Raw genomic sequence first — 19,202 nt, 5'->3', positions numbered from 1 at the left:
TGCTAACGAGACACCCGTGAATATGCGGTGACATATTCGACGGCACGAAAAGCAGAAATGCAGGTAACGCATAAATTTACCTACCTTCTAATCCTCAATGTTTTCCCAGGAAAATACAAGCAGCGACGTGGGCGTGTTTTGTGTTTTTATGAGTGATCCCCTAATTCGCCTTCAGTATCACGTGAAGGTTGAGGCGTTTCCCAGGTTTTTCCTTGCGCTTGCGGGCAAAAACCCAGGTCACGAGGGGTGTTGTGATGCTTTTATATTTACACATTAATGTAAATGTTTAGGTGAGGCGCGCCAGCGAGATTCACCACGGGCCACACATTTTTTCGACATTCAAAACCTATATTTTTACAGACAAGTGCACATATATAAATATGCTTTAAAACCACCTACCCAGCATTAGCCCAAGCGGGCACACAAAAGGCGGGTACCCCTCCCCAGATTCGAAGAATCCGAAAGAGAAAATACCCGCCTTTCACGCGTTATATCGAGCATTTAAGCCCGAGATCTAAACGCTACGCTTTATGCCTTGCGGCGGCGCATCACCAGAGCAGCACCCGCAATCAGAGCCACAGAAGCGAAAGCAACCAGCGGCATCACAGCGTCAGCACCGGTGTTCGCCAGAGCGCCACGCGAAGAGCCAGCCTGCGAGGAGCCTGCGTCGCTCTTAGCTACCGAGGAGCCACCGCCCAAAGTATCGGAACCGCCTGCGGAGGAACCGCCGTTCTTCACAGCCGAACCGGACTTATCAGCCTTCACAGCATCCGGAGCAGACTTGGAGTCCTGTGCACCGGTCTTAGCGTCAGACTTCTTATCCTCAGACTTAACGTCCTCAGGCTTCTTATCTTCAGCCTTCTTGTCCTCTACCTTCGGATCTGCAGGCTTCGGATCTGCAGGCTTCGGGTCAGCAGGCTTCTTGTCCTCAGCCTTCGGGTCAGCCGGCTTCGACTCCTCAGCCTTCACACCGGTCACCGTCGGGTAACCCGCAAAGTCCAGCGAAGTCGGGGTGATACCCACCGGAGCTGCGCTCGCGTCGGTGTCCTTCACGCCAACCTTGAACTTCAGAATGGAGTTAGCCTTCAGCTGCTGAACCGATGCGGGAACGTCGTTACCCTGGCGGTCCTTGCCGGGCAGGGTGGTGTACTCGCTGGCGGTGGTAATCTCGCCGGTGGTGCCGTTGAGCACGTAGGGCAGGGTCACCTTCTCGTCGCGGTCCTTCTTGTCGAGGACCAGTACGGAGCCGTCCTTGAGCAGGGTCACGTCGTTCGCGGCTGCGCCGTTCATCTCGACCTCGCCGATGACCTCGTCAGCGCGGCCGTCGAAGACAGCCACCTTGCCGGTGCCGAAGTCGGTTACGTACACCAGGTCGCGGTCCTCATCGTGCTCCAGAGCGAGCGCCTGGGTGCCGAACTTGACGAACTTCTTGAACTCGCCGGTGGTCAGGTCGTACACGGAGATACCGGAGTTGACGCCTTTCACACCCTGGGAAGAAACGTAAATCTCATTCAGCGAGTGGTCCACAGCAACGTCGGAGGGGCGAACCTCAACGGTGGAATCCTCACCCTGAGTCTGGATGGTCTTCTCAACCTTGAAGGTCTTGGTGTCCACGACGAAGAGCTTGCCGCCGGTGCGCTCGGGCACGTACAGCTTGCCGCCGTCGAGGAACAGGTTCATGCTGATGTAGCGGGTGCCGCCGTCGGGTGCGCCTTCGAGCTGAATCTTTTCAACCTGCTTGGTCTTCAGGTCGATAGCGGATACGAAGAAGCGGCCGGTCACGAACGCCTTGCCGGACTCGTGGTCAACCAGAACGGAGCGGGGGTGCTCGATCCAGTTCGGGTCGTCTTCCTTCACGCCCTCGTTGGTCCAGATGAGCTTGAGGGTCTGCTGGTCGTACACTGCTACGGAGTTGTCGGTGGTGTTGGTAACCCAGACGGTGCCGTCCACGTCATCAACGGTCACGCCGTACGCGGAGGTGTAACCGTACTGGCCCTTGTCGTTCTTCTTCACGGGCAGCTCGGCGAATGCCTCGGTCTTGAGGGTGTCTGCATCCACGCGTGCTAGGGAGGAGGCGAGACCGCCGCGTGCACCCACGGTGGGTACGAACAGCTTGTGGTTCTTCTTGGAGTAGCCAACCTGGAACTGGCCGGGCAGACCCTGAATGATGTTCGCAACGCTACCGTTTGCGTCCACGGTGCGGTGTGCCTCGGTGGAGGGGGTGGTGGCGTTGTTGTCAGCTGCCTTGGTCTTGGTGGCGGTTGCCGGGTAGCCCTGGAACTCGCGGGTTTCGGGGGTGACCTGCTTGACCTCGGAGTTGTCGCCTGCGGTTGCGGTGACCTTGAACTTTAGGATGGAGTTCGCCTGAATCTCGGAGGTCTTGGCGGGAACCTCGTTGCCCTGCTTGTCCTTAGAAGGCTTGCTGGTGACCTTATCTGAGGTGCTGACGGTGCCGGTGGTGCCGTCGAGGACGTAGGGCACGGTTGCGGTTGCGTCAGCCTGCTTGTCCACAGCGACAACGGAACCGTTGGGCAGTACGACCAGGTCGTTTGCCTTGCCGCCGTTCATGGCGACCTCGGCAATCAGCTTGTCCGCTGCGCCGCCGTCAATCACGCCCACCTTGCCGGTGCCGAAGTCGGTCACGTACACCAGGTCGTTGGCCTCATCGTTATCGAGCGAGAGCGCCTGGGTGCCGAAGGGAATGAACTTCTTGAACTCGTAGGTGGTCGCATCGTACACGGATACACCGGAGTTCTCGCCCTTCACGCCCTGGGAGGAGACGTAAATTTCGTTCTGCGAGTGGTCAATAGCCACGTCAGAGGGGCGAACCTCGCCGTCCTTATCGCCCTTCACAGAGATGGTCTTCTCGACCTTGAAGGTCTTGGCGTCAATCACGAAGAGTTTGCCGCCGGTGCGTTCGGGCACGTACAGCTTGCCGCCGTCCACCAGAATGTTCATGCTGATGTAGCGGGTACCGCCATCGGGTGCACCCTCAAGCTGAATCTTCTCGACCTTCTTGGTCTTCAGATCGATAGCCGAGACAAAGAAGCGGCCGGTCACGAAAGCCTTACCCGACTCGTGATCGACACGCACCTCGCGGGGGTGCTCAATCCAGTTCGGGTCGTCCTTGCTCAGACCCGCATTGGTCCACAGCTGCTTCATGGTCGCCTGATCGTACACGGCAACGGAGTTATCGCGGGTGCTGGTCACCCACACGGTACCTTCCTCGTCATCGACGGTGATACCGTACGCACCCTCGTAGGAGTAGCCCTTGTCGTTCTTGACGATGGGCAACTCGGCGACAGCCTCAATCTTCAGGGAGTTCGCGTCAATACGAGCAATAGTGGAAACGTGCTCGTCGCGGTCAGCGGTGCCCGCAACCCAAATCTTGTTGGTCTTCTTGGAATATGCGACCTGGAACTGGCCGGGCAGGCCCTGGGTGATCTTAGCCATCGCCTTGTCGGTGATGGTGCGAGCGTCAGTGCTCTGGCTTGCCGCCGGGGTGGATTCTGCCGCGAACGATGCGGGGATGGTGGCAACACCTGAAATTGCCAGTGCCAGCGATCCAACGGCGAGGCCCTTGAATGCCTTGCTCGAAGCGAGGTTCATATGTATGTCCTTTTTCGTGGGTGGTGTGTGGAGGTGCGCCTCTCCCCTGCTTGAGGGGCGGTGAGGCGCCGCGTTTTTCTTGCTCTCTGCTGTGGGTTTCGTGGGCCCACGAGCAAGGAAACTAGTCTTCACACAGTATTAAGTAAGGCAATCATTAATTTACCTTCTAGGTAATACTTACTTAGCGCACAGGATTTTGCAAGATTTCAGGTATATATGACGCAAAATTTCATATGCCAGGCACAACCTGTCACTAAACCCGCACAACAAAACCCCCGCCTCCAGCAAAAGCCAGAAGACGGGGGTTCCACACACCCCAACACACGGTGCCGAGGTGACTAAAAATTAGGAGACATACGAGAAGTCAGTGAACAGCAGGTTCTGCAGCTTGTAACGGCGAATGAAACGAGCCAACTCCGCGCGAGTAGTCGGCGCGGTCGGGTTGAACACACCCGAAGAATCCAGCACGATATCGTTCGCGCCAGCCCACGCAACGTAACGGTGCAGAGTACCGGCACCCAGCACGTCGCGGAAACGAGAACCAGCAGCCTCGTTCATTTCAGTCAGCTGAACCTCCGCGTTGTACTGGAACAGCACAGCCACCAGCTCCTCGTGAGAAACCGGTGCGGTCGGGTCAATCTTGTCGCCGCCAGTGAGCGGCTCAGTGATCTTGCGGTCACGAGCCCAGTGCAGCGCATTCGCGGTCGGGCGGCCAGCCGCATCCGCAAAGGGTGCAACATTAGAGTTTTCACTCACGCCAGCGTGACCAGCAGCGTGGTTCAGCAGAGCAATAAGCTCCTCACGGGTCACAGGGCGGTCCGGCTCAAACGCGCCAGACTGCGGGTTCGGCATCAGCCACTTCTTCTGGTTCGCCATACGGATATCCTCAGCGAACGGGTGGCTACCCGGAACATCCTCGAAAGAAGTCTTCAGGATCTTAGTCTCAGCCACGGGGATGCGCGCAGCAATCTGGTGAGCAATCTCCTGACCCCACGGGTCGGAGCAAATATCCAGCTGCAGGGCGTGATCAACGCCCTCACCCTGCATCAGCTCGATGGGGAACTGGTCGCTACCGCTGAAGCTGTCAGCGTCACCGTCAAATTCGGGGGTGAGCGGCCAGGAGCGCAGAGTTTCGAAAGAGTCGTTACGAACGTAGCCGTGGCGTACGGTCAGAGTGGTGCCTTCGGTGAGGAATTCGCGCAGACCGTGTGCAGTGTAGTTGACGGTCATACCGGTTTCGGTGATGGTGGCGCGCTGAATGACGAGGCGCGGGCCTTTAGTTTCCTCGGTTGCCGGGGCGGCAATGTTGGTGGGTGCTTCGTCTGCCTGAGCGGCCTGTGCCTGCAGGGTCAGTGCGCCTGCAGCGGCGGCGGCGGAAGCACCCTTTACGAAGAATCGTCGTGAGAGTCGATGGGTAAGCAAGGGCATGATTGTCCTATTCAGTTCTTGTTTGAGTTGAGTGAGTTACGGGTGGCAGGACGCGCGGACAGCGGCGTAAACGGTGAGTGAGGCCGATACGTTGGGTTCCCTCCCCCTCTGGCGTGCGTGAGTGAGACGCAGCGTGCGGGGTGCGGGTGTCTGTCGGGCGGATGCGCGGTGAGTGAGACCGGCATGATTCCTGGACCCAGTCATCTAGCGTACCTTAAGGTTTCTGTTAAAGCGAAGATGAACCGGCGGTGATTTTACGCCCATTTTCGGTGTTCGGCGAGGTAGGGGCGTTATCTGGCAAGGTTTGCCGGAAGTTGGTATGGGTTTTTGATGGGGTGACTTCGGGTTGTTGTACGCCGAGGCGTTCCGGGATGTGGAATATGTGGGCTTCTGCGGTTTTATGTGCGACACGCCGTTTCAAACCCTTTTCAAAGAGTTATAGTTATTGGTACCCTATCACTGTTTCTATATCCTCAACAAAGGAGTTACCCATGGAGGCCAAGGAATTCTCTGAGAAGGCCCTCCTCTTTTTCGCCAAGTCCAAGTACGCCGACCTTTTCGGCGTGGCACTGGTTATCACCATCGCAGTCGCATCAGGATACCTGAGCACCCGCCTCGACAAATACGTCGACTGGGGCCCGATCACGGCCTTCATCCCCCTCGGCGTGATCTCCGTGATTAACGTGGGTATTTCAATGATGTCTACCCGCCTGACCGGCCGCCTCTCAAACATCGGCAACGTGCTCGGCATTATTAACACGGCGCTGTCTGGCGCGATTGACTACATTCTGGGCAACAAGGCAGCAATCATCACCTACCCGGTGACGTTCATCGTGTACACCTTCGCGATTCGTAGGTGGCAGAACTCCGAACGCGGCAAGGCAATGGAACCGCCGACCGGCGCTAAGGGTCAGCTGATTATCAGCAGCATTGTGGTGGGCTCGTTCGCGTTCTCCCTGGCTGCGAACTACATTGGCTACGGCGGCAAGACCTCGTTCCTGTTCTGGATCACGACCGTAGTGTTCGGTCTCTCCCTGTCAGCCAATATTTTGAACGCGCTCAAGTTGACGATGCAGTGGCAGTTCTGGTTCGTGTACAACACCGTGCAGTGCGTGAAGGCGCTGACCCAGGGCAACTTCGCGAACGTCGGCAAGTACATTTTCTACATCATCAACAGCGTGGCAGCGCTCCTGCTGTGGACCCGAAGCGGCACCGCAGCCAAGGGCACCGTGGCGGTGGCGTAAGGGGTGGTTCCCTAGCGCACTAGCTACCGCATATCCGCTCAGCGATATGTAGACACTCAACGATACAGACAGGAGGGGCCCTCCGGTAAATCACCGGAGGGCCCCTCCCTCTGCATTGTGCGGGCATATTTGCTGGCGTTATTTACCGGTATCGGTAAGCGGCTAGGTTAGCCCAGCGGAATCGCGTTACCCTTCAGAACCTGACGTTCAGGTGCCGAATCGCTACCCACCTTCGCGATGGGGAAAGCAACAAAGGCCTGAACGCCCTTCTCGCGAAGAATCGCCTTCTCATCCGCCAGCTCGGACACGAAAATGTCAGTACTCAAAGAACCGCGGTCCATCGCCTTACCGACCTCGTCAACCACCCTGCGGTAGGGGTGGCTGCGCAACACGGTTCGCAACCGGGCGGGCGTAACCCTTCCGGAGGGTACCGGAAGCACCATGAGCCGCGGGTGCAAAGCGTTGTACGGGTAGGCACCGGGGGTCACGCCGATTCGGTGGATCTGGTGAATCACCGGGAAGTTGGCGACACCCACCAGGGCACAGAAGGCGAGCGCAGTATCCGTCGGTTGCGGGACGGTGAAACCGGTTCCGGTTCGGGAATCCGGCTTCTTATCCAGCGAGTCATGCAGGGTCTGCCCGATAATACCGCTGAGCATTGCGGAAGGTTCCCAGGTTGCCAGGTCCGCGCACATCAAACGCAGGCGGTCTTTGACGAATTCCTGGCCCTTGTTGCGAGTTTTCATCTCCCAACGGGACGCTCCATGGTCGGGGCGAGGCGCCTTGACTTCAAAACGCCAGTATGCCGGTTCACCCAGGCCAGCAATCCACAGAAGGGACAGCAGGTCGTCACGTTCCATCAGCGCATCCAGATGAGCCTGTCGGGTCTTCTGGTGAGAAGCCCAGTCGTCCGGATACTTCTCCGCGTCGATTCCTCGAATACGCGGGGAGAACGGGGAGAAAACAGCGGTTTCCTTACCCGCACCGTAGGACTGGTCAACGTTCACCCAGCTGTCTTCAGCGGCCAGGGAAGAAACGTAGGAGTGCACGCACTCGGCAATTTCTTCTTCTGACACGCCTTCAGCATGCATCTGGGCGCGCGGCTGGCCTTCCTGAGACCAACCGACAGTGACGGTTCCGGGGTGCTTCTGCTCAACCATCAGGGACAGCCCGTAGAGGGCAAAATGGGTCAGCGCCGAGGTGTAGTCACCGGCAATAGTCAACGTTGCCATTAGTGTCCCTCCCGTGAAATCTGGGCATCTGCTGCGCGTTCGACGGCCTCAAGGTAGGCAGTAGCGTACGGGCCGTAGGTGCGACTCGTCTGCTCCATGAGGTTATCCCAGTAGCCGACGTTGAAGAGTCGGGTCGCCTGTTCCTTGAGCGCCTCGTAGTCCGTTCCCTCGGGCAGGTAGCCTTCCTTGAGCAGGAAGTCTGCGTCGTGGGCGAAGGAGAACCGGCCGTGGCCGTGACTGCAACCGATGATGCGCAGTACCAGGTCGCGGTGCTCCCCCACCTTTTCGGGCGAGGCGGCAACCATGAGCGCGGACAGCTGCTCGTGACGCCAGCCCTTAGGCAGTGCGCTGCGGCTACGGGCGCGGTACGCCTCAGCCACGGAACGGTGGCCGCTCTTTGCGAGCGCGCCCGTCTCCGGGTCTGCACCTAGCATCTGCTGGAAGCGCAGGTCACGCTTACCCTCGTCGTGGTACTTTGCCGCCAGTTCTAGTGCCTCAGAGAATTCCGGCGCCAGGCCGAGGTTCTCGGCAAGCTGGCGGGTACGCTCGGCAACATCGTTCTGGTGGTCGTCCAGAAGAACGGGACCAGCCAGCACCAGTTCCTGAGCAATATCGGAACCTTCAACAGACTTTTTCTCGGTCGCATTGGTCACTTTGGCGTACCAGGAGATAACTTCCTGACCGTCCTCAGCCTCGGTAGTAAGTTCAGAAGCAATCATCTTCTGACCGTCCGAAGCTTGGCTATCGAGCAGTTCTGCTGCCTCTTCGGGTGAGAGGCCCAGGTATTTCCTGAAGTGTTTCTTACGGTCCGCGCACTTTTCGTACACGTAGAGCTCGGCGCCATCGGGGAAGGGCACAGCCTCCACCTTGTCCTTCGTGGAGGGAAGCTCACGCTGAGTCACGGCAATGCCCTGGTTCGTGAACGGAATACTACCCGTATCAAGAATCAGAACGTCACCGGGAGCCAACGCCTGGTTGCTCTCATCGCCATGCTCAACGTCCTGCCACAGGGAAATTTCACCCTGACGGTAAAGGAACTTACGCGGTTTCACGCCGCGCTCGTCCTGGTAGTCCAGAATCTCCTGGAGAATCTTCAGATTCGCGGGGAAGGTTTCCTCGTCGCGCGGTGCGAAGTAGCCGGTCTTGAGAATCTCCATGGCGGCAGAAGTGTTGCTCGGCAGGTTATCGCGCACAATAACACCGCCCATCGCCGTTTCTGCATCCAGGGAATCGTGCAACCACAGGTCAAGGTCCGGCTCATCGTAGGGGTTCTCGTCGGTACGCGAGAATTCCAGCAGGTCAGGCCATTCCGGGCGCTGGTAGAGCAGACGCTCCGGGGAAGACTGTACCGGCGGGTTCTTCACCATTGCGGCGGGGTTCACCGACGGGTTCTCAGTATCGTTGAGCGCTTCGAGCCATGCATACGCATTGCTCAGGTCGACCGCCTTGTAGGGAGGCGCGTCCTTCTTTACCGAGTCACCGCTGGCAGGCCTAATAACGACGACCTTGGAATCCGTACGGTGGCCCAGACGGTTAACACGGCCGAAGCGCTGTGCCAAGGAGGAAGCCGGCGCTAGCTCGGTCACCAGGTCAGCAAAGTCAACGTCAATACCGACTTCGAGGGTCTGGGTGGCCACAACAACCTTCACGGACTTATCGCCTTCGGTAGTGAAGAGGTCGGGGTGCAACTTTTGCAGGTCGTACGGGCGCATGCGTCCTACGAGAAGCTCAACCTCATCCTTTCCAAGCACCTTGTCCTTGGTGAGTTTCTCCTTGATAGAGATAGCCGTCCGCACGTGGTTGACGATACAACCGACAGTGTGGGCTTTCTTGGAGTCTTCACCCGCCTCGCGATGGGCAAGGAACCCCTTAATGGTGTCCACAGCAGCATTCACGGTCGCAGGGTTACCGGGCTTGCCATCCCACTTATCGATGGGGTGGAGCATCAGCTCCTTATGCGAGTAGACACGATTGCGCAGCTCTTCATCATTCGGGCTATCGAGAGCCTCAATATCCACGCCCAAGGTGGTCGAATCGCTGTCCTCAGTGGAGGGGGTAGCGGTCGTCTCAACCACCTGCAGGGTGGGAACACCCAGGTTGACCTCGCGCTTCTGCAACTCGGCAATACGCTGAGTGGTGTGCAACAGCTGACGGTTCATGTGTGCCTCATCGAGCACCATGACGGTGTCCATGGTCAGCAGGGCAGTCTCACGCGGGCGGGCAGCCTTGGTGCTGCCGTAGCCGCGGAAAAGCGCTCGCGAACCGTACATATCCGGGGTTGCGGCGATGATTGCGCAAGCCGAAATGTCGGTGACCGGCAGGTTGCGGTTCGAGAGTTCGCCACGGATGTGACCAGTCTCGAAGGGGTTACTCTCCTTCTCGTCGTTGCGGGTCTGGAAGCTCTGGAGAGCTTCAGCAACCCTACGCAGAATATCGGGCTCACTGGATCCGTCAGTGAGCGCCTTCTTCATGCAGCCGAGAATATTGTCGGCGCGGGTTGCCTGGCTGTCGACCAGCGCGCGGCGTCCCACGGTCACGCAGAGGCGACGGGGAACGCGCGGTGCGGCGCCAACCGCGGCGAGCGCATTCGCGAAGAGGTGGATATCAACCACGGAGGACTTACCGGAGCCGGTCGGCGCGTTAATACGTTCCGGCCATACGCCGTGCTCGCAAATGTGGTCGAGCACTTCCTCCTGCCAGCTGAAGGGGTAGCGCTTTTGCTTTTCCTTGGGTGCTTCGTTAGGTGCGTTGTTAAGTGCGGCATCAAGCGTAGCATCAAGCGCGGCAAAGAACTCACCGAACTCTTCACGGGTGATGGAGGGCAGCTTGGTAGCGGGGCTAGTCATCCTTTTCCTCCTTCTCGTGGCGGTCGTATTCTTCGGTGGGCACGTCGAACGGAACCAGCAGGCCGCCGCCCATGTGGCGGGACTGGCCGATGGCTACGAGGGTCGTGTCCGTTGCCAGGTTGCCGAGGTCTACAACGCCGCGCCACGGCTCTGCGGGCAGAGTGCGGGGCAGCTTGTAGGCGTAGGCAGCGGGGTTCTGGGTTACACGGTGGGCTTCCAGAACCTTGGCTTCAGCCGTTTCCTCGACCTGGTCCCTCAAGCTGCGAATTCGTTCGCGTGAGGTTTCAGCATCGGGCGCTTCGAAGCTGTCACGCCACACGTAAGCCATGGAAAGCAGAGCGGTGTCAGCGAAGGTCCAGGCCTTCGTCTCTGCCTTCTTCGGGCGGTTGAACACACGCGATTCGGGCACGGCCGCGCTGAGGGTACGCCACAGACGCTTGTACCCGGTCTTGGGAGCATCCCAGAAACTTTGTGCGGGCAGGCGCTTCTGGCGAAGCTTCACGGTCAGTCGGGGGAAGTCCTGAGCGTAGAGGGTTTCTACACTCCTGAGTGCGATACCGAGTTCTACTGCTTCATCGGTCGGGGCGCTTGCCGGGACCAAGACGAGCAGGACTCCCTTAGACTTCACCTCACGACGCAGATAGTCGGGCAGGTAGCGGGCAGGCAGGTACTGCAGCGCCAGGCTGTTGGCCGGCTTGTGACCCTTGGGGTACCTGCCGGTGATGAGGCTGGGTGCGCCGAATCCTGCGGCAGCTACGAGAGCCTTGTGCAGCAGGGAGCTTGCCTTGACGTACTGTTCGGGCTTCAGCTCTTCACCGTCTACTTCGAGGAGCCACAAGTATTCCCATGGGCTGATGGAGGTTTCAGCCTCCACAGGCTGGTACTTGATGGATCCCAGGCCTGCGGTGGGTACCGGGGAGGGGCGCATCGTGTCGCTCGTAGCGGTCTTGTCGCCTGCCTTGGTGGGTACCTTGGCGGGGTACGCTTCTGCATGGGCACGCATGAGCGCGTTGATTCGACCGGGTACGGGCACACGGATGGGCATGCCGCCTGCTTCGAAGGGGCCCGATTTAGTGTCGATGGTGTGGGTGGGTTCCACGTCTCCGGTGTAGAGGGCGGTGAAGCTGCTGGCTTCTCCGAGGGAGGGTACTTCTCCGCAGAGCTGGGTGATGGTTTCCGCGATGTCTGCGGGTACCTTATCGTACTGCCAGCCGATGGTGTCGGATACTGCCCAGCCGTCGGATACGGCGCGACGTTCGGTCTGCCGCCCATCCTTGGTGGAACGTGCTACCTCGCGGTACATGAATCGGCTCATCTTGTTGGGTGAGCGGTACACGGGGCACATGTCGGGAAGCTGCAACCCAATCGGAGGGTTCTCCTCAAGCCATTTGAGAGCCTTGAGAGATTCTTCCGAAGGGGCAAGCTGCCCGTTTTCGATAATTGCGTGAGGTCCCTGCGCGGCCGCGCTGAGGAGCGCGGCCTGCAAGCGGGCAGGGTCGGGGAAGGCGTCGGGGCTTCCGTCTGCCTTGTGGCCCTGGTATACGCCGAGCGGGAACCTCGCGAGAATTCCGAGGTTCGTCATATTATTCAGCGTCCTCCGCGGTGGCGTTCTTGATGATGATGGGGTTGCCGTCAACGTTGAAAGTCTGGCCGTTCCAGTCAGCCACACCCACCTTCTTGGCGTTCTCGATAGCTTCGAGGAGAAGCTGGTCGGTGTGTTCAACGGTCAGGGGTGCGAAGGTCCTCTTCTCACCGAAACGCTGGTCGAGGGTGACAACGGGTGCGGAGGATTCAATCAGGTCGCAGTTAGCACGGATGTAGAGTTCACGCTCCGCACGGGCAATAGCATTGAGGCCGAGTGCGGCAAGGAGTGCACGGGCAGCAACGTTCTTGGTCTCGTCCTGACCGAAGCGCAGCTGGCGCAGGGTGGCGAGGCTCAGAACCCAGGAGCGAATGATACGGCGGCATGCAACGGCACCGGTTTCTTCGAGCGAGGGCGGGATGCTACCCAGGCCGAGAGTGGAAGCGGAGATGCGAGCATCAGCCTTGGCGGTCTTTACTTCCTTGCGGCGTGCGGCAACATTCTTGGCGCTCAGTTCAGCTTCCTGGTCATCGACGAGAGAGTTAAGTTCCTTGGCGCCAAGCTTTACGCTGGCGGCTACGGCGTCGACGCGGGCGCCGCCACGGCGTGCCTGTCGGTGTTCAGCGCCAGGATCCTGGTCTGCGAGGACGCCGATAATTTCACCGACGAGGGCGCTACGCAGGCGGACCTGGTTGCTCTTGCGGGTGGAGTCCCATGCGCCGAAGAGGAGCGCTGCAGGGGCGGTGTTGAGCAGTGCGCTCATGTCTGCGGGGGTGCAGTTGCGCAGTGCACGGTACTGGTCGTTTTCGGTGATGGGCTTACCGTCGACGTAACCGGCGCGGAAGTGGCCGTCGAAGACGCGGTGGGAGAGTTCCATGTCGGTGTATTCGACGGGGCCGTTTTCGGTCTGGTAGGTGACGACGGCGCGGGGAATCTTTACAGCCGCTTCGTCGCCGTACTGGCAGCCCTGTTCGATGGCGGCTTCTGCGCGATTGAGTTCGGACTGCTTGCTGTCGATGAGGACTACCTTCTGAGCGTCGTCCTCGATGTAGCGATTCTCGTAGGCGAAGACAGACTTGGAGCCGTCGACAAACTTGGCGGGTGCCACGGATGCGTGGGGGCCTGCTGCGGGTTCGAGTTCGGTGATGGAGGTGAGGACGGAGCCGCCGCCGAGCTCGACGTTTTCGAGGAGGTCGGCGAGGGTGATGGTGTTCTGGGACATGGTTGTCTCCTTATATGTTGGGTGCACGTTTGCTTCGATGCGTTGGACATGCACGTTTGCTTGTATAGCTCTAAGCTACATCGGTTTTCCGAATGGTGCGCGTGTTTTCGTCACGCTGCTGATTCGGCATGCCGCTTCCTTCTCCCCTGTGCTGTCACGCCCAGTATTTTGGGTAGTGACAGCACAGGTATGGAAGGTAGGCATATGGCCACACAAGCGGTCAGCATGCAGACAGATTGGGAGGCCCCTCCGTACTGCCGGTATACTGATTAGGTTATGTCTGCGGCAACAGGCATAACCGCCGCTTGATGCGGTAAATACTTATATAAACAAAAGCCGCCCGTTGCGCCTCGCGTAGCGGGCGGCTTTTATTTCTTGTGAGTAGCCGGAACATATCCTTCACCTCCAAGGTCGGGGCTAGAGCCACTTCGGCAGGTTGCTGAAGTAATCTCTAAACCGGTTGATGCCTCAACTCTAGCATTAAGTATTCAACTAAACAACCCTCAAAACTCCCGCTAAATAACTTTGATATATAACTTTTTGGCCCTCCTGCATAAATCGTACTTGCAAGAGGGCCAAAATTCAGAGAAAGCTCCCGCAACAATGTCAGTTGCAGGAGAGGCGCCAGCGACCGAAACTTCCGCTATATAACGTTGATCCCTCAATGAAGGCTCAGACCGTGCGAGGCACGGCAGGAGATTTAAATTGGATAAACAGAAGAATGCCAAAGGTGTTAGGCGTTCTCCTATTATCGCTGTCTCTCCCCTGTGGTGCAATCGATTCTCTTCTCGGCTCATGGCTTCACCATAGCGCTGTTACAGATTACGCGCATCCGATTTGGTCATTTCAGACTCAGCTAGCTGGCAAGAGGAATCTGTAGCAGGTGACGCATCAGCCCATATTCATGTTTTAAAGAGAAGAGCCCCGTTCTAAAAACCAGAGTAGGTTCCAGAACGGGGCTACGTAACCCGCGTGAGACTTCCCGATTCGCGTTCAGAACCGCAACGAAGATCCTCACCCGAAGGCAGGGAAATTGTGCGACTGGAAACCCTGGCCTCGCTGCTTCACCCAGCCTCAATGAAAGTCCCCACCCAGAGGTGGAGAAATAGCTAGCTAAAAACTAGCATGTGATGGCGTAGCAGAGACTGCTATGGCATGAGATTCTCGCAGATTACGTATCCAAAGTGTACATCACGCAGTATCTGTGTCTACCGCAGCATCGTCACCCGAAGGCGGGGAAAGCGTCGTTCTGAACCTTGCCGGTACTCGCGACCTTGTTGCCTCAATGAAGGTCCCCGCCCGAAGGCGGAGAAATGGTTGCCCAGTTTACGCCGATTACTTCGGCTGGATTACCTCAATGAAAGTCCCCACCCAAAGGCGGGGAAATCCGGCAGGTTCCGGACCGTTGCACCTGCGACTGACGGCCCTCAATGAAAGTCCCCGACCGAAAGCGGGGAAATGTGGAGACGCTACGACCTGTCTCCGAAGCGCTGGGCAACCCTCAATGAAAGTCCCCGCCCTAATGCGGGGAAATTCTGTGGTTGGAGAACGTGCCCGGCGACGTGCGGCGCCCCTCAATGAAAGTCCTCGCCCTAATGCGGGGAAATTCGCAAGGCGCGGGGCATTACTCCTGCGCAGTGGCGGCACCTCAATGAAAGTCCCCGCCCGAAGGCGGAGAAATGGATACTGCAACACCGAAGTGCAATCCTGCGTGTCGCCTCAATGAAAGTCTCCGCCCGAAGGCGGAGAAATGCCGGAACATTGCCCAGCGGCTCAGCGGTTTTATCGCCTCAATGAAAGCCCCTCCACCAGGAGAGAGCATCTCATAATATGCACCTGACTTATTGAATGTATGAGTCCTCAATGAAAGTCCCCGCCCGAAGGCGGGGAAATCACGGAGCGCGCGCCAGAGCTCATCAAGAACAACAAAGCCTCAATGAAAGTCCCCGCCCGAAGGCGGGGAAATCTCCAGGGACTGCCTTTTTCTCCAAAGTCTCTTTGCCTCAATGAAAGTCCCCGCCCGAAGGCGGGGAAATGGTCGTAGAATTCCTGGCTGAGGACGACAACGGAGCGGCCTCAATGAAAGGCCCCGTCCAAAGGCGGGGAAATCCGCCGACACCGAGGTAGACTCCCCGGCACTTGGCTAGCCTCAATGAAAGTCCCCGCCCGAATGCAGGAAAATAAAAGTATACCCAAGCAGCCGTTTAAGCATTCAAACACTATTGACAAGCCAAAACATCACGCGAGCGACACGCCAAGATTACACATCACGTGCCAGGTTCTCGCGGAGACAGACAAAGCCTCCAAAGGTCATTATCCCCACCTCCACTACCAGTCCGCAATCGAACTCGTCATTCCTCCGCTCCCCCGCCGCGCGTCGCTAGCGAATGAGCAGCACGCGGCTAGAGAATGAGCGCATCCGATTCGGTCACCTCACGCGCTCGGCCAATGTAGCTGAAGGTCGGCTCGTCAAGCCGGGCCAGCAGCCCCAGGTCGCAGAAGAGCACTGAGTCCTCGTCTGGATCGATGAGTTCCTGAACTTCATCTTTGATGCGTCGCACCTTGGCGGGGGCCGCATCCACAATGAAGACGCTGTACTGAATACGGTCCCCATAACTGAGAATGAGCTTGGCCAGCTTGGCGCGCCGCCGGTCGCTGGGCACATCGTAGGCGATGAGTGTTCGTCGAGCGTCGTCACGCATTATCGTACGGTCACCCCTGTGTACTCGCGGGTGGTTCCGTTGATAACGCCCAGGAGCATGCGGGCCTGCACCTCAATAGCGCGGCGCCACGTCACCGAGTACCCGTAGGTGGGATGGGTAATCTCCGTGGCCATGCGCTTCTCGAAAGTGGCGATGACGGTTTTCCGTCCTTCGGGTGTGAGCCGGTAGCTTCCGCCAACCGTGGTGAAGTGTGCCGCTTTGATCTGCTTCCTGTTAATAAGGGACACCACCACGGAGTCCGCGATGACTGCGCGGAATTCTTCCATGAGGTCAAGCGCGAGCGCAGGCTTGTTCCGTGAGCTGCTGTGCAGGAACCCGGCGTGCGGGTCGAGCCCGCAGGTGAGGATAGCGCGAATGCACTCTGAGCTGAGCAACCCGTAGGCGTAGTTCAGCAGAATATTGATGGGGTCGTTGGCGCCTCTCCCCTGCCGCCCGGCCCAGGCCCAGCCGAGTTCGGCGAGTACGTCTTCTTTGAGCATGGTCGTGAAACTACCGAAGTAGAGCGAGGCGGCTTCACCTTCGATGCCGAGCAGTTCCGGGATTGAGGTAGCCTGCGGCGTGTGCTTCTGGATGTCTCGCATGGTGCGGCATATATCTGCGGCGTGGCCGTTGCGGCGCAGCAGGGTCGCTTGGTTTGCGATTTTGCTGGCAATCATGGCGGCCGCTATGGGCAAGTGCCCCTGCGCTGAGAGGACATGCTGTTGCACGCGGGCCAGTCCATTCGGTCCGGTGCCAGGTTGCGACCAGCCGTAGACTCGGCCGGTGCTGGAGCACCAGATGATGGTGCAGTTGCGCCACATGAGTTCTCGTAGAAGCGCGGAGGAAACGTCGATATTTCCGTGGACAACGAGGCTGTGCACACGTTCGAGGGGTACGCTGCTGATTGTTTCACCGAGGTGCTGCACGATGAGGCGCCCTTGTTGGACGGTCGCTCTTGATCCTTGCGTGGTGAGGTGCGCTACTTGGCTGTCGGGGTTGCTGGCGACGACGCGTGTAATGTTTTCTTTTCCGCGGGATTCGTCGGGTAGACACACGGAGATGTGGGAGCACCAGCTGCAGCGGGGTGAGTCTTCGAGGGGTTGCGGTGCTGTCGGGTTGTCGATGAGTGCGCGGGTGGTGTGTACGTATTCTTCTGCGGTGCGGATGTCTTCATCTGAGATGTCGACGGGCACGGTTTTGTTGTGGTTGGTGAAGTGCACCGCGCATTCGCTGACGGTTTCGCCGGCTTCTTCGAGGCAGATTTTCTGAAGGGCGAGCTGCACCCTGTGGGCGGGTGTGACGGATGCGTTGCGGCGTACGGGGGTTGCTTTGTATTCGATGATGCGGGTAGAACCGTCTTCTTGCGGTTCGATAGCATCGCATCGTCCGGTGAGCCCGAGGCGTGTTGATGAGATGGTGACTGCGCGCTGTTGCGTGCCGCGGGATGTTTTGGGGTCGTCGACTCGTTTGTGGGCGGATTGTCCCTCTTGCATTTGCGAGGTGTCGGTCTTTTCGCCATTGGATTCGATCCATGCGCGGCGGGGGCAGTACACGGTGTGCATGACGAGTGAGATAGGAAGTTCGTCGCCTGCACTGTAGGGGGTAGACATCGGTGTCTCCTTGGTGTGAGCGAATATGGTGGGCAGTCAGCTTTGGCTGCTTGGTTTTGAGGGTAGCACTGCGGCGGAGTGTTTTGGCTTATCAGCGAGTTTATGACGCAGGGTCGGCGTGTTGAGTTTTCTGCTTGGATGTGTGGAGGAGGCGGGTAGTAACTGGTGGGTGAGGCTTGCTGCTGGTGTTTTGGCCTCGTTTCGTAGCAAAAAAGCTCCGTTCCTGGACTGTGATGGATCCAGGAACGGAGCAGGAATAGGTTAGGGAAAGTCCCTACGAAACCGTAGGGAAGGTTGAGGTGTTTCCTGCGCAAGCTGGGATGAGCCCGCCTCAATGAAGGTCCTTCCAAAAGGAAGGGAAATCCTCGTCGCCCCGCAGGTCGGGGCACTCGCTAGGACACCTCAATGAAAGTCTCCGTTGAGAAACGGAGAAATATCCAGGAACATCTCCTCAACACCGTCACCGAACAGGCCTCAATGAAAGCCCTTCCGAAAAGGAAGGGAAATCCAGAATCAACGACCAGCACCGTACCGGCAGCAGCCGCGCCTCAATGAAAGTCCTTCCCCAAAAGGAAGGGAAATGTTCAACTTCCACGCCACGTAGCTGGTGCATTCGCCGCCTCAATGAAGGTCCCTACGGAGAGTAGGGAAATGATGACCTGACCGCCCCTTGCCTGAACCTCGTCCACGCCTCAATGAAAGTCCCTCCCAAAAGGAAGGGAAATGGTTTAGTAGCGCAACCCCTATTTTTGGGGGGTTTAGCCTCAATGAAAGTCCCTACAAAGCTGTAGGGAAATACCCGAACCTGAGACACAACCGTTCGGCACTATGGCGCCTCAATGAAAGCCCCTGCAAAGCTATAGGGAAATTGGGCTCCGTTTGGTCTGGATTAGATTTGCGATATTCAGCCTCAATGAAGGTCCCTACAAAACTATAGGGAAATTTTACGCCCTCCCAGATGGGCTTCACAATTGATTCACCTTAATGAAAGCCCTTCCCAAAAGGAAGGGAAATTTGTCACACCTCATGCACTGAGTGAGTCAGGTTTGCCTCAATGAAAGCCCCTCCAAAAAGGAAGGGAAATCCTGACGGCGTACCCACATGAACGCTGAGGTGCTGCGGCCTCAATGAAAGCCTCTCCAACCAGGAAGGGAAATGTTGGCGGTATTCGTCTTCTGACGCATCACGTCAAAGCCTCAATGAAAGCCCTTCCAAATAGGAAGGGAAATCTCGGTATTCGAGGGTTTGCCAGATGGTGCGTTTCTCGCCTCAATGAAAGTCCCTCCCAAAAGGAAGGGAAATATAAAATTTTTGGCACGAATTTGTGAGAAAAGGGCGCCTCAATGAAAGCCCTCCAAAAAGGAAAGGAAATACCGGACCCACCCCAGCCAGGGTGGGTTTTTCGCTCTGCCTCAATGAAAGTCTACATCTCCAGGTACTGAACAAACCGGTCCCCTGGTCATCCTGGGGGATATTGATCTGGGTTATTGATAGTCCCCACGAATCAGTGAGGAAAATGCGGCTATTCCAGCAGCCCAGGACCTTGGCAATACCCGTCAATGAAAGGCATTGCAAAAAGGTAGGGAAATTGTTCGTGCTCGTCTTTCACACACGCCCGGCGGGCCTCAATGAAAGTCCCTCCCAATAGGAAGGGAAATGCTCAGCACCGCTACGAGCGGTCTACCATTTTTCAGCCTTAATGAAAGCCCCTCCAAAAGGGAAGGGAA

At 57.9% G+C, this 19,202-nt stretch carries 9 protein-coding genes and 1 CRISPR repeat array; of the genes, 1 reads left to right on the top strand and 8 read right to left on the bottom strand.

What is annotated here, in order from left to right; genetic code table 11:
- Positions 1-528: 528 nt before the first annotated feature.
- Both HXO69_RS03160 and HXO69_RS03155 read right to left on the bottom strand, forming a co-directional pair.
- Positions 529-3,609 carry an LPXTG cell wall anchor domain-containing protein gene (locus HXO69_RS03160; RefSeq protein ID WP_296545259.1) on the bottom strand — a complete coding sequence of 1,027 codons (3,081 nt, stop codon included), beginning with the start codon at positions 3,607-3,609 and terminating at the stop codon, positions 529-531.
- 345 nt (positions 3,610-3,954) lie between these two features.
- Positions 3,955-5,037 carry an S-layer homology domain-containing protein gene (locus HXO69_RS03155; RefSeq protein ID WP_296545258.1) on the bottom strand — a complete coding sequence of 361 codons (1,083 nt, stop codon included), beginning with the start codon at positions 5,035-5,037 and terminating at the stop codon, positions 3,955-3,957.
- Between the two features lie 491 nt (positions 5,038-5,528).
- Here HXO69_RS03155 and HXO69_RS03150 point away from each other — a divergent pair, with 491 nt between their 5' ends.
- Complete coding sequence (locus HXO69_RS03150; RefSeq protein WP_296545257.1) at positions 5,529-6,281, top strand: nicotinamide mononucleotide transporter; 753 nt, start codon at positions 5,529-5,531, stop codon at positions 6,279-6,281.
- Between the two features lie 167 nt (positions 6,282-6,448).
- Here the strand turns inward: HXO69_RS03150 and HXO69_RS03145 are convergent, their stop codons facing one another.
- The 6 genes from HXO69_RS03145 to cas1 form a co-directional block, all read right to left on the bottom strand.
- The gene (locus HXO69_RS03145; protein ID WP_296545256.1) at positions 6,449-7,513 is read right to left on the bottom strand and encodes an aldehyde dehydrogenase; all 1,065 of its coding nucleotides are present in this window, start codon (positions 7,511-7,513) and stop codon (positions 6,449-6,451) included.
- Positions 7,513-10,359, bottom strand: coding sequence for a type I-U CRISPR-associated helicase/endonuclease Cas3 (gene cas3u, locus HXO69_RS03140; RefSeq protein ID WP_296545255.1), 2,847 nt, complete (start codon positions 10,357-10,359; stop codon positions 7,513-7,515). Before cas3u ends, HXO69_RS03145 begins: the two co-directional genes overlap by 1 nt.
- Positions 10,352-11,941: a type I-U CRISPR-associated protein Csb2 gene (gene csb2 / locus HXO69_RS03135; protein ID WP_296545254.1), complete on the bottom strand. Its 1,590-nt coding sequence runs from the start codon at positions 11,939-11,941 to the stop codon at positions 10,352-10,354. Before csb2 ends, cas3u begins: the two co-directional genes overlap by 8 nt.
- A gap of 1 nt (position 11,942) precedes the next feature.
- A complete protein-coding gene (gene cas7u / locus HXO69_RS03130) occupies positions 11,943-13,163 on the bottom strand; it encodes a type I-U CRISPR-associated RAMP protein Csb1/Cas7u (RefSeq protein ID WP_070543195.1) in 1,221 nt (406 codons plus the stop codon).
- 1,856 nt (positions 13,164-15,019) lie between these two features.
- Positions 15,020-15,345: direct repeats of the CRISPR family, unit length 36 nt; unit sequence GCCTCAATGAAAGTCCCCGCCCGAAGGCGGGGAAAT.
- Positions 15,346-15,565: 220 nt separating this feature from the next.
- The gene (gene cas2, locus HXO69_RS03125) at positions 15,566-15,865 is read right to left on the bottom strand and encodes a CRISPR-associated endonuclease Cas2 (RefSeq protein WP_044141701.1); all 300 of its coding nucleotides are present in this window, start codon (positions 15,863-15,865) and stop codon (positions 15,566-15,568) included.
- The gene (gene cas1, locus HXO69_RS03120; protein ID WP_296545249.1) at positions 15,865-17,475 is read right to left on the bottom strand and encodes a CRISPR-associated endonuclease Cas1; all 1,611 of its coding nucleotides are present in this window, start codon (positions 17,473-17,475) and stop codon (positions 15,865-15,867) included. Before cas1 ends, cas2 begins: the two co-directional genes overlap by 1 nt.
- Between the last annotated feature and the right edge of the window lie 1,727 nt (positions 17,476-19,202).

This window comes from Rothia sp. (in: high G+C Gram-positive bacteria), from assembly GCF_015265375.1.
Taxonomy (GTDB): domain Bacteria; phylum Actinomycetota; class Actinomycetes; order Actinomycetales; family Micrococcaceae; genus Rothia.
This window is presented reverse-complemented; position numbering and strand designations above follow the sequence as displayed.